This is a genomic window from Empedobacter sp. R132-2 (assembly GCF_030324375.1).
Classification (GTDB): Bacteria; Bacteroidota; Bacteroidia; order Flavobacteriales; family Weeksellaceae; genus Empedobacter; species Empedobacter falsenii_B.
Genome location: NZ_JACAGG010000001.1, coordinates 278,527 through 290,346, shown reverse-complemented (window position 1 = coordinate 290,346; position 11,820 = coordinate 278,527). Strand labels below are relative to the sequence as shown.

Here is an 11,820-nt window from a genome sequence, read left to right as displayed (position 1 = left end):
AATGTACAACGACTTTTTAAAACCCGTTTCTGAAGAATTACAAGATTTTGCTAAATCTTGTAATTCTTTTGCGTTAGGACAAGCTATAAAATTTCGCGAAGATGTTATCGAAAGCGATGAAAAATCGAACGATAAAATTGCGATTATTGGTGTGACAGAATCTCGTTCGAAACAAAAAGATTTGATCGAAGATGTAGATTTTAGCCTTGTTCGTACACAATTGTACGAATTGCAAATGGGAAATTGGTCGATAGATTTGTACGATTTTGGCGATGTTGTTTATTATGATGATAAAGCCGAAACCGAAAAAGTTTTTAGAGAAGTTACCAACGGATTAATTCGTGATGGATATGTTGTTGTTATTTTGGGTGGAAACCCAAGTTTAGGTTATCAACAATATCGTGCTTATGACGAAATTGTTGATAAAGTTTATTACTTAACAATCGATCATAAATTACGATTAGGAAAAGATGAAGCACAAACAACAGAAAATAATTATTTAACAAAAATTATTTCGAATGAGCCTTTCAATTTATTGGATTATACGAATATCGGTTTTCAAACGTATTTTGTTGCTCAAGAAAAATTAGATTTGTTAGATCAGTTAAATTTTGATGCTGTTCGTTTGGGTGTGATTTCTGAAAATGTAAAAGAAATAGAACCTTATTCGAGAGATGCAAATGCGGCTTTGCTTAATTTATCGAGTTTACAAGGTTCGGATTTCTCTTCTTCAAAAAATATGACGCCAAATGGATTTACTTCACGAGAAATTTGTGCGTTAACAAGATATTTAGGTTTCAGCAATAAATTGACTTCACTTTACGTTTGTGATTATATCGAGAATTATAAAAAATTAGATCATCTATTAATTTCGCAGATGATTTGGTATTTTATTGATGGAAAAAATCACCGTCCAGAGATAAAAAGTTTTGACGATACACAATATTTTGAAATAATTTTTGTTCCTACAGAAGGATACAATTATATTTTTTACCGAAATGTATTAACCAATCAATTGTGGATAGAAGTTGATAACACTGTTGATGGAGAGCGAAAATTTGAAATTATTCCGTGTTCAGAAAAAGATTATGAGCAAGCCTTGAATGGAGAAATACCGAATAGGTGGTGGAAATATTTCAAAAAATTTTATTAAAAAATAAAGAACAATTTTAAAAATCAATTAATAAATTGCCTTAATTTGTAGCCTTATTAATTGAGAACTAAAAGTATAAAACCTGTATAAAAATAAATCTATAACAGAATGAATAGAATTTTGGTAAGTGCATTGTTGCTATCTCTTTCTTTATCATCATGTAAAATGTTGAAGAACAGAGGGAGTAGTGATAGAAATGATGGACAAATAGTTTCGAAAACATCTTCGGCTTGGACGCCAGTTCGTCCAAAAGGAATGGTTCCGATTCCGAGTGGATCGTTTGTTTTAGGACAAACCGATTACGATTTTACAAAAACAAATGATGCTCCAGTAAAAACGGTTACTGTTACAGGTTTCTTTATGGATGATACAGAGATTACAAACTCTGAGTATCAGTATTTTGTAAATTATGTAAAAGATTCTATCGCTCGTACTGCTTTGGCAAACAAGGCAGAAACTTTAGGTTTTGACCCTATGAATCCAAATAATGGAGCAGGAGGTATTGGTGATTATGCATATATTTCTGGTTCACAAGATGGACAAGGGACGCCATATGATGAATATATTAAAAACAGTAATACAGGTCGTGATGGTCAATCTTTAGATGGTAAGAAATTAAATTGGAAACAGCGTTTGGAGTGGGATAAATACAAATATCCAGATGTAGATTATGCTGAGGTTATGGAAGGATTATATTATCCTCCAGAAGAGCGTATGAATGGAGAAAGACGTATTGATACGCGTAAATTAAACTATTCTTATGTGACAGTTGATCAAACTGCTGCAGCAAAAAAACGTGGTACTTTCCGTGTAGATTTTCGTAAAGAATTTAGTTTAAACATTTATCCTGATACAACAGTTTGGGTAAGAGATTTCAACTATTCGTACAATGATCCAATGCACCAAGACTATTTTTGGCATAAAGCTTATGCAAATTATCCTGTTGTAGGTGTTAACTGGAATCAAGCAACAGCTTTTTGTGATTTCCGCACAAGATATCATAACACAGCATTGAATAATAAAAAGAAAAGAGGAAGTCAAGTAAAAGTTATTAGTTACCGTTTACCAACAGAAATTGAGTGGGAATACGCAGCGAAAGGTGGTTTAGAAAATGCACCTTATCCTTGGGGAGGTCCTTATTTAACAGATGATAGAGGTTGTTATCTAGCGAACTTCAAACCAAAACGTGGAGATTATTTAGAAATCAACGATGGCAAGAAAACTGGTTACATGTATACGGCTCCTATAAAAACATTCCGTGCGAATGGATATGGTCTTTATGACATGGCTGGTAACGTAGCTGAATGGACAAGTTCTCCGTATAACAGATCATCTTATACAATGTCTTCATCACTTAATCCGTCAATTACAATGTCTGGAGAAGTAAATAGAAGTGTAAGAGGAGGATCTTGGAAAGATGTTGGATATTTATTAATGACTTCAGCAAGAGATTGGGAACACAAAGATTCTGCAAGAAGTTTCATCGGATTCCGTACAGTTCAATCTTTCCCAGAAGGATCAAAAGTAAATTTTAGAAAAACCAAATAACCTAATTAATAAAACAATTTAATAAAAAGCACTCTTATGGCAGTACAAGCTTCAAAACAAGAACGTCTTACAAATTTTTTGTATAATTTCTTTGCCGCAGTAGTAATTATCGGGGCATTATGTAAAATTACGCACACGAATTTAGGACCAATATCAGCCAATTTAATCTTAACAGTAGGTTTAGTAGCTGAAGCATTCGTCTTCTTTTATTCAGCATTTTTCGATAAACCTCAAGGAAGCTATGAATGGGAAAAAGCTTATCCAGAATTATTAAATGGAGAACCAGTACAAAGAAAAACTGCTGCTGTTGCAACTGCAGGAAATAATTTAACTGCTGAGTTAGACAAAGTATTAGCAGATGCAAAATTAGATAAAGAAGTTTTCGAAAGATTACGTGGTTCTTTAGATAAATTTGGTTCAGCTGTTAACGAATTAAACACAACAACATCAGCTGTCGCTTCAACAGAACAATATAGCAACGAAATTGCAAAAGCATCAACTAACATCAGCCAATTAAATGCTGTATATGCTGAGCAAATTGTAAATAGCCAAAAACAAGTAGAATTAAATAAACAATTTATCGAAGAAATGCAAAAATCTTCAGGTAGTTCAGAGCAATTCTTGAAAGAAATGCAAGAGCTTTCTGCTAACATTAATGCATTAAACAAAGTATACGGAGGTATGCTTTCTGCAATGAAAAACAACTAATACATTGCTCCGATAAATTAAACTAATTATTCATTAATTCTATAAATTATTATGGCAGGAGGTGGTAGACTAACCGGACGTCAGAAGATGATTAACCTGATGTATCTCGTGTTCATTGCAATGATGGCTTTGAACGTGGATCGTGAGGTGTTGAGATCTTTCGAAACGATAAATACTTCTTTAGAGTCAACAACGACTTTAACGAAAACAAATAACGATACCTTCTATGGTCAAATTGATCTAAAAGCGAAGGATGATCCAACTTATGCAAAAACTCAAGCTGAGGCTGCAGAAGTTAAAAAGCAAACAAATGATTTTGTTGCTTATATCGATGGATTGAAAAAAGAATTAGCTGGTGCTGATTTTGTTTCAGGATCAGAAGATACAGATTACAATGCATTGTCTAATACAGAGCCTGTAGTTTCTTTATTCTTTAAAGGAAAAGGAGGAGACAAAGGAAATGAGAAAGCACAAGAGTTTACAAATAAAATTGATGGGTTCAGAAATTTCTTAATGACTTTTGCTAAACAAAGTCCAGATGCTAAAAATGCTGAAGCGCGTATCAATGAATTTTTTGGAACAACTCCAAAAACGAAAAATCAAAGCTGGATGCAAGAGAAATTCTATGACCAACCAATGGTTGCGTCATTAACGAATTTATCTAAAATGCAAATGGATGCACGTACAGAAGAAGGTAACTTAGTAAGAGCATTATTATCTGGTAAATTAGAAGAAAAAATTGAGTTGGATGCATTCCAAGGTTTATTCTTATCGCCAGGTGTTGTGAAAGTCGGAGATGAAGCTGTTCTTAATGTAGTTTTAGGAGCTTACGATAATTCAATCAAAGGTTCTGTTTCTACAAGTGTTGGTTCTGCTACTGTTGTTGATGGTAAAGCATCTATTAAGTTGAATACATCTGCAGTTGGTATGCATCAATTAACAGGTAACATTACATACGTATCGAATGGAAAAACGAAAACGGTAGCCATAGCACCTTCAACTTATCAAGTTGTAGCCCAAACATCAGATGTTAAATTTAAAGAGGTTATTCAAAAAGACCCAACAGGAGGGTCTATTGTTGCAGATAATTTACGTGTAGTTTATCGTGGAGTATCTAATCCAATTTCAGCAACAATTAACGGTGCAAACGGACCTGTTAGTTTAAGTGCTTCTTCTGGAAGTCCTTCTGGAGCGGGAGCTAACAAATGGAATTATACGCCTGGAGGAGGAAACGAAGTGGTGTTTACGGCATCTGCAAGAGCAAGTTCTGGTAAAACATTATCGGTTCGCGAAACATTCCGTATCAAACCAGTTCCACCGGCACGTGGTGTTATTTTAGGAAATACAAGTCCAGCTATTCCAGATAATGGAATCGCAGCACAAACAATTCGTGTAGATTGGCCAGATTTCTTATTCCCAATTTCGGGTGAAGTAACATCTTTCAATGTAAGAGTACCAGGTCAAGCAACAGTACGTGTTTCTGGAAATAAAATGTCAGGAGCAGCTGGAGCAATTTCTAAAGCGAAAAAAGGTGATGTAATTGGTGTTTTCGATATTAAATATCGTACAAATTCAGGAGCAACTGGAGAAGCATCATCTATCGCAATTCAAGTACAATAATTTAAAAAGTAAAAATTTAAAATATGAAGTATCTTTTGTTTGGTTTAATGAGTTTTTTCTCAACTCTTACAATGGCGCAAAATGTTCTTAACGCTGTTTCGCCAGAACAGTTAAGAAAAGACCGCGAAAATAAAACAAGAGTTGATGAAGCTGGAGATACAGTAAGTACGGCTCAAGATCCTTTGAAATATGGCTTTATCGAAGATAAAGATGTTTTATGGTCGAAAGTTGTATGGGAAGTAATTGATTTGAATGAGCGTCTAAATCAACCTTATTATAGATCTGGTGATGAGTTAGTGCAAAATTCAAAATCATTATATGATGTATTGGTTGACGGAGTTCGTAGCAAAAAGATTAGAGAAGTTTACGACGATGAGTACTTTCAAACTAAAATGAGTTATGAGCAAATTATGGCTCGTAATGAGAAGAAAGATACACAACAGTATTACTACGATATGAAAGCTGCTGGAGAAACTCCTGACGAAGCTGCTATTTTTAATTATAAAATTAAATCTGACGATATCAAAATGGTAAAAACGAAAGGTCTATGGTACATCGACCGTCGTTTAGGAGAATTAAAATATCGTTTGTTAGGTTTAGCAATTATGGGACCTGATGCGCAATCGTTAGGAACTGAGTTTGCTGACGGAGCTTTCGTAGATTTATTCTGGATTTGGTATCCAGATGCTCGTAATGTTTTGGTGAATGCAACGGTATTCAATCCAAGTAATTCAAATTCGGCAATTACATATGATGAGATGTTAAATGCACGTAGATTTAGTTCTATTATTTACAAAGCTCAAACAATGTATGGAACGAAAATGATTGATGATTACATTCCAAATGATGCGAAAGGTCAATTAGAAGAACATCACAAAATTAGAAATTCTATCATTCAGTCAGAAGCTGATATGTGGAATTACTAATCAGAATACAAAACAAAAAATCCAGTCATTTGACTAGATTTTTTGTTATAACTTTAGTTCAAATTAAATAAAAGCCATGAAAAATATTTTATTATTATCATTACTAATAATATCAATTAATAGTTTTGGACAACAAGAAGTTTTAACGAACTCTATTAAAAAAACAACAACAAAATTAGACAAAAGCTCAGATAGAAAAACTTTAAAAGAGTTTGTAGAGAGTATTTACATTAATTCATTAAATACTTTTGAAGGAGAGAAACTATTGATAAACACTGATGAGCTTAGTGTACAAGTAAAAAGAAACTCAGGTAAATTTGAATCGATGAAATTGAAAGATTTGAATGATATTTCTGTAGGTCAATTAAAATCTTTTGAGTATAAAAAAGATAAAACAATCGAAGCTCTTTACGGAAGAAGAGGCGAATTATTTGGAATGGTTATGATAGAATTAAAATAGAAAAAATCCAGTCATCGACTGGATTTTATTGTTTATGTATTTATAAGAATTTAACTTTCTAAAATCTAAAATCTAAAATCTAAAATCTAAAATCTAATTCGCATCTCCTTTTTCAATTCCTTCCTCTATTTTTTCTTCAACTTCTGCCTTTTCTTCATGGTCCAATTTCATTTCTCCCGAATCATCATCACTACGTAAAACAACTTGAATACTGATAGGAAAATGATCTGAGCCAATATTTGGTTCTCGTATCATATCAATTAATCGAAATTGAGAACTCAAAAAATAATGATCCAAAGGCCAACGTAAGAACCAATGATGCGCATGAAAAGTATTGAACATTCCACGACCACGACGAGGATCTAAAAGTTGCGAAGTTTTCAAAAATAAACGTGTTGTTCTGCTCCACGCAACATCATTCAAATCTCCAAAAACAATGCACGCTTTTCTATATTCTTTCGCTTGTTTTCCTATAATCAAAATCTCAGCATCGCGTTCAGCACTTTCTTCATTTTCTTGCGGAACTGGCGGAGTTGGATGTAAACCATACAAACGCACAATTTGATTATTATATTCGATATCAGCAATAATTGAAGGGATTTCTGTGCTGATTAAATAATTAATTTTTTGGTATTTTATAGGTAATTTAGAGTAAAACAATAATCCATAAGTATTTTCTAACGGAACTTCTATTTTGTACTCAAAATCGTTTGTAGCTTCTTTTATTTGTTCCATCCATTCGTTGTTCGTTTCTAATAAAAAAACGATATCAGGATTTCTTTTCTTAATTAATTCAACCAAATTTTGATATTTCGTATTGTCTTGCAAAACATTATAAACAAGTAAATCAAGCGGTTTTTCATTTGGTTTTAAGGATACTTGTTCAATCATTTTTTTACCAAATGGAGAATAAGGAATAATGACCCAAAGCAAATAAATCGCAGTAAAAATTAAACAAATAAATAAACTTATTGTAATTGAAGTTTTAGGCACAACAATGAATAAAATACAAGTAGCAATTACCAAAACAAATTTCTGAAATCGTGGATAATCAAAAACTCTAACCGTCCAATGTGTATGTTTGATGAAAGGAATAATGACTGAAAGGATAATGAGGCAAGAAATTATGGTATAGAATATTTGCATAAAATGGTTGATTTTAAGAATAAAGATAAGTAAAACCGAAACATTATTTACCTTTGTAATCAAATTTTAGAAATTGAAAAAAGTAGAATATATCATCGTTGGTCAAGGTGTTGCAGGGAGTTGTATGGCGATGAAATTGTTGAAAGAAAAAAAATCTTTTGTGATAATTGATAATCATTTTCATAAAGCATCGGCGATTGCAGCTGGGATTTTTAATTCTGTAGTGCTAAAACGATTTTCAATTGTTTGGAATGCAACAAAACAAATCGAAAGATTACGAGAGGTTTTTGGTTATTTTGAACAATTGTTAAACAAAAAATATATCTACAATTTTCCAGTTTATAGAATTTTTAATGACGAACAAGAGAAAAAAACGTGGTTGAAAAAAGCGACAACTCATCCAGATTTGATTGATTATTTAGCAACAGATACAGAACAACTGAATGATTTTTCCTCAATCAATTCTCCGATTGGTTCTGGTGAAGTTTTGCACACAGGTCGTGTTGATTTGACAAATCTTCTAGCTGATTTTAAAGATTATTTAGTCGAAAATGATGCTTTTTTAGATGAAACTTTTGATTTTAATGAATTAAAATTAGAGGATAATCAAACGAGCTATAAAAAAATCGAAGCAACTAAAATAATTTTTGCCGAAGGTTATAATATTTTGAACAATCCTTATTTCAAAAATTTACCTATAATTGGTGTAAAAGGTGAAGTGTTGAGAATTAAAACAGAAGCTAATTTACCTGAAGCAGTTGTGAAAGGAAAAGAATTTTTGATGCCTTTAGAAAATAATCAATATTTTGTAGGCGCAACTTACGATCGCGATTATGTGAATTATAAAAATACTGAGGATGCAAAACAATATTTGGTTGAAGGTGTTCAGAATTTTTTTAAAGATGATTTTGAAGTTGTGGAACAACATGCGTCAATTCGTCCAACGGTTGTCGATCGTCGTCCGATTATTGGAGTGCATCCTACGCATCAACAATTGATTTGTTTGAATGGAATGGGAACGCGCGGAACAATGTTGGCCCCTGTGATGGTGGATGATTTGTACGATTTTTTAGAAAATAATCAACCTATTGATAAAGAAGCGAATATTGCACGTTTCTATGATCGATTTTAAACCTATTTTGAATGAAAAATTTTGACATAAAAATATTTGCAATTCAACTTGTAGCAAGCGTTTTGTTATTTTTAGGAATTCAACAATTTTACGTTTTGGTTGAATTAGATTTGATTGAATTAATTCATTCAATGGGAAAAGATAATTTTGCCTTTTTGGTTAGAAAAAGTGACGAATTCGGAATCAGCGAAAAACTGAAACATTTAGCTACAATGAAAACAATTTTGAGTTTTGTAGGTATTGTTTTGGCATATATTTTATGTTCAGTTATCAACCATAAACGCAATTACGATTGGAAAATGTCTGTAATTATAGTAGTGTTGTGTTTTTTAGTTTTTCAATTCAGATTAATCAATCTTCCAATTAATTTTATTGCAACCAAAAATCTCGCATTGGCTTATTTTGTGCCAGCAACTTTTTCGATTTTAATCAGTTTTGTATTGTATTTTTTGAGTTATCGTTTAAAACCTTAAAAAAAATCAATGCAAAATTCTACAATTAGCATTAATATTTTTAGCTTCTTTTATAAAAGTTAAAGCTAATTGTTCATCGTTAACATCAATTGTTATTGAATGTCCATCTAATAATTTGTCAACATTACTTTTAGCAACTTTTAATGATATTTTTAGTAAGTCAATTTGTAGATGTGTTAAAGTGACTTTTTGAAATCCTTCATTCCAGCCATCAAATATTATCTTCATAAGTGATTTTAAATATTGTTAAAAATAGAAATGAATACTTGTTTTAAGTTCTAATGCTTTATGAAATATATTAATAATATTTTCACATTCAGGATATGTTTTCTTCAATTGATTATAAGTGTTTTCAATTAAAACTAAATTATTAATTTTTTCGTCTTCATAATCGTCAATTATTGAATTACAAGTTTGATTAATTAAATCAAAAACACCTTTCTTCCATAAAATATTAAATTCTGATTCATTTAACCTAATTTCGATTAATTCGTTTGGAGAAGCTGTATCATAATCTAATTTTAATTCAGCTTCTTTATTAATAGGAACAATAATAATTTTACTCATAATCATTAATTGAAAGGTGATTGTTATTTTTAAAACACTTTCACAATATACTACTTATAGTTTTGAGATAAGTTTTCATCTAACAAAAAACATTGTATTTTTGCAAAATGTTATTAGTACAAAATTTAGGAGTTTATTTTGCGGGTAGATATTTATTCGAAAACGTTTCGTTCCGCATCAACAAAGGAAACCGTGTTGGTTTGGTAGGGAAAAATGGAGCAGGAAAATCTACTTTGCTTAAAATTTTAGCCAAAAGTCAGCAATCTTCAGAAGGTGAAGTTGTTTACGAAGGCGACGTTACAATCGGATATTTATCGCAAGATATTGATTTTGTACAAGGAAGAACGGTTTGGCAAGAAGCGGATTCTGCTTTTGAGCAATTGGTTGAAATTCAAGAACGTATTGATTTTGTAAACAAAGAATTAGCTGAAAGAACAGATTACGAATCGGACGAATATGGAAAATTAATTGAAGATATTTCTCATTTAACAGAACGTTTCGGACTTTTAGGTGGTTACACAAAAGATGCTGAAATCGAACAAATTTTAATTGGTTTAGGATTCAAAAATTCAGATTTTCATCGCCCAACAGAAGAATTTTCTGGAGGTTGGAGAATGCGAATTGAATTGGCAAAACTATTGTTGCAAAAACATGATGTAATGCTTTTAGATGAGCCTACCAACCATTTGGATATCGATTCGATTGTTTGGTTAGAAGATTTCTTGAAAGATTATCCTGGAGCTGTTGTGTTGGTTTCGCACGACCGTCAATTTTTGGATAACGTAACTAATCGTACAATCGAAATTGCAAATCGCCACATTTCTGATTTTAAAGCGAATTATACGCGTTATTTAGAATTGCGTGAAGATCGTCGCGAGAAATTAGAGCAAGCGCAGAAAAATCAAGAGCAAATGATTAAGCACACTGAAGATTTGATTTCTAAATTCCGTGCAAAAGCTAATAAAGCTTCGATGGCGCAATCATTAATCAAAAAATTAGATAAAATAGAACGCATCGAAATTGAAAATGATGATGTAACGAAGATGAATATCCGTTTTGTGGACGCTGTTCAGCCAGGTAAAATAATTTTCGAGTTAGATGATGTTGGAGTTGCTTTTGGTGATCATCAAGTTTTTGATCATGTTTCTTTTTATGTTAATCGAGGAGAAAAAGTAGCCTTTGTTGGTCAAAATGGTCAAGGAAAAACGACTTTATCGCGTGCGATTATCAATGAACAAGAGCATTCAGGTAAAATAAAGCATGGACATAATGTAGAAATCGGATATTTTGCCCAAAATCAAGCACATGTTTTGAATGATAAATTAACAGTTTTAGAAGAAGCGGAAAATTCTGCAACAGAAGAAACACGTAAACATGTTCGAGATTATTTAGGAGCATTTATGTTTGGTGGCGATGCGGTAGAGAAAAAAGTTTCGGTTCTTTCGGGAGGTGAGCGAAATCGTTTGGCGTTGTGTAAATTGTTGTTGCGTCCATTCAACGTATTAATCATGGATGAGCCGACCAATCACTTGGATATTGTATCAAAAGAATTATTGAAAAAAGCTTTACAAAAGTATTCTGGAACTTTGATTTTAGTATCTCACGACCGTGAATTTTTAGAAGGTTTAGTAGATAAAGTGTTCGATTTCCGTAATGGTCAAGTGAAAGAATATCTTTCTGGAATTGATGATTATTTGGCGCAAATAAAAGCGGGAAGTTTCCGTGAAGTGGAGAAAGGAAATAGTTTGGCTGCACCAAAAGAAGAGAAGTCGATTGAAGTTAAAATAGAACAAGCGAAAAGAGTTTTATCTTTTGAGGAAGAAAAAGAGCAAAAACGTCTTAAAAATAGATTATCAAGAATCGAAACAGAGATTTCTGATTTAGAAACGAAGATTGCAGATTTAGAAAATAAATTGCATGCAGGTTCGCAAACGCAACAAGAATTGGACAAATACTCGAATCTGAAAAATGATTTAGATAAAAAAATGTTAGAGTGGGAGGAAGTTTCTGAACAAATTATCTAACGAAAGAAATAGAATAAAAAGTGCTACAAATTGTAGCACTTTTTTTGTACATTATATTTTTAG

General features: G+C 32.1%; 12 protein-coding genes. 9 read left to right on the top strand and 3 right to left on the bottom strand.

The window, feature by feature from the left end:
* Position 1 precedes the first annotated feature (1 nt).
* From HXZ69_RS01455 to HXZ69_RS01430, 6 genes are all read left to right on the top strand, one after another.
* Positions 2 to 1,153 carry an arginase family protein gene (locus HXZ69_RS01455; protein WP_286494780.1) on the top strand — a complete coding sequence of 384 codons (1,152 nt, stop codon included), beginning with the start codon at positions 2 to 4 and terminating at the stop codon, positions 1,151 to 1,153.
* Between the two features lie 108 nt (positions 1,154 to 1,261).
* On the top strand, positions 1,262 to 2,701 hold the full coding sequence (porK, locus tag HXZ69_RS01450) for a T9SS ring complex lipoprotein PorK/GldK (protein WP_185144160.1): 1,440 nt from the start codon (positions 1,262 to 1,264) through the stop codon (positions 2,699 to 2,701).
* Between the two features lie 36 nt (positions 2,702 to 2,737).
* Positions 2,738 to 3,409 (top strand): type IX secretion system motor protein PorL/GldL, encoded by a 672-nt coding sequence (gene porL / locus HXZ69_RS01445; protein ID WP_286494779.1) that lies wholly within the window; start codon positions 2,738 to 2,740, stop codon positions 3,407 to 3,409.
* 51 nt (positions 3,410 to 3,460) lie between these two features.
* Positions 3,461 to 5,029: a type IX secretion system motor protein PorM/GldM gene (porM, locus tag HXZ69_RS01440; protein ID WP_286494778.1), complete on the top strand. Its 1,569-nt coding sequence runs from the start codon at positions 3,461 to 3,463 to the stop codon at positions 5,027 to 5,029.
* Positions 5,030 to 5,052: 23 nt separating this feature from the next.
* The gene (gene porN / locus HXZ69_RS01435; RefSeq protein ID WP_286494777.1) at positions 5,053 to 5,955 is read left to right on the top strand and encodes a type IX secretion system ring subunit PorN/GldN; all 903 of its coding nucleotides are present in this window, start codon (positions 5,053 to 5,055) and stop codon (positions 5,953 to 5,955) included.
* A 76-nt stretch (positions 5,956 to 6,031) separates the two neighbouring features.
* On the top strand, positions 6,032 to 6,415 hold the full coding sequence (locus HXZ69_RS01430; RefSeq protein WP_286494776.1) for a hypothetical protein: 384 nt from the start codon (positions 6,032 to 6,034) through the stop codon (positions 6,413 to 6,415).
* A 93-nt stretch (positions 6,416 to 6,508) separates the two neighbouring features.
* Here HXZ69_RS01430 and HXZ69_RS01425 read toward each other — a convergent pair whose 3' ends face one another.
* Positions 6,509 to 7,561 carry an endonuclease/exonuclease/phosphatase family protein gene (locus HXZ69_RS01425; RefSeq protein WP_286494775.1) on the bottom strand — a complete coding sequence of 351 codons (1,053 nt, stop codon included), beginning with the start codon at positions 7,559 to 7,561 and terminating at the stop codon, positions 6,509 to 6,511.
* Between the two features lie 73 nt (positions 7,562 to 7,634).
* On the opposite strand from HXZ69_RS01425, the gene HXZ69_RS01420 reads away from it, so the two are divergent.
* Both HXZ69_RS01420 and HXZ69_RS01415 read left to right on the top strand, forming a co-directional pair.
* Positions 7,635 to 8,693 (top strand): NAD(P)/FAD-dependent oxidoreductase, encoded by a 1,059-nt coding sequence (locus HXZ69_RS01420; protein ID WP_286494774.1) that lies wholly within the window; start codon positions 7,635 to 7,637, stop codon positions 8,691 to 8,693.
* Between the two features lie 11 nt (positions 8,694 to 8,704).
* Complete coding sequence (locus HXZ69_RS01415) at positions 8,705 to 9,166, top strand: hypothetical protein (protein WP_125349616.1); 462 nt, start codon at positions 8,705 to 8,707, stop codon at positions 9,164 to 9,166.
* 6 nt (positions 9,167 to 9,172) lie between these two features.
* On the opposite strand, the gene HXZ69_RS01410 is transcribed toward HXZ69_RS01415, so the two are convergent.
* Positions 9,173 to 9,394 (bottom strand): hypothetical protein, encoded by a 222-nt coding sequence (locus HXZ69_RS01410; protein ID WP_115001689.1) that lies wholly within the window; start codon positions 9,392 to 9,394, stop codon positions 9,173 to 9,175.
* Positions 9,395 to 9,412: 18 nt separating this feature from the next.
* Positions 9,413 to 9,733 carry a hypothetical protein gene (locus HXZ69_RS01405; protein ID WP_115002126.1) on the bottom strand — a complete coding sequence of 107 codons (321 nt, stop codon included), beginning with the start codon at positions 9,731 to 9,733 and terminating at the stop codon, positions 9,413 to 9,415.
* A 107-nt stretch (positions 9,734 to 9,840) separates the two neighbouring features.
* Here HXZ69_RS01405 and HXZ69_RS01400 point away from each other — a divergent pair, with 107 nt between their 5' ends.
* Entirely contained in the window at positions 9,841 to 11,757 is a 1,917-nt protein-coding gene (locus HXZ69_RS01400; RefSeq protein WP_280049312.1) for an ABC-F family ATP-binding cassette domain-containing protein, read from the top strand.
* Positions 11,758 to 11,820 lie beyond the last annotated feature (63 nt).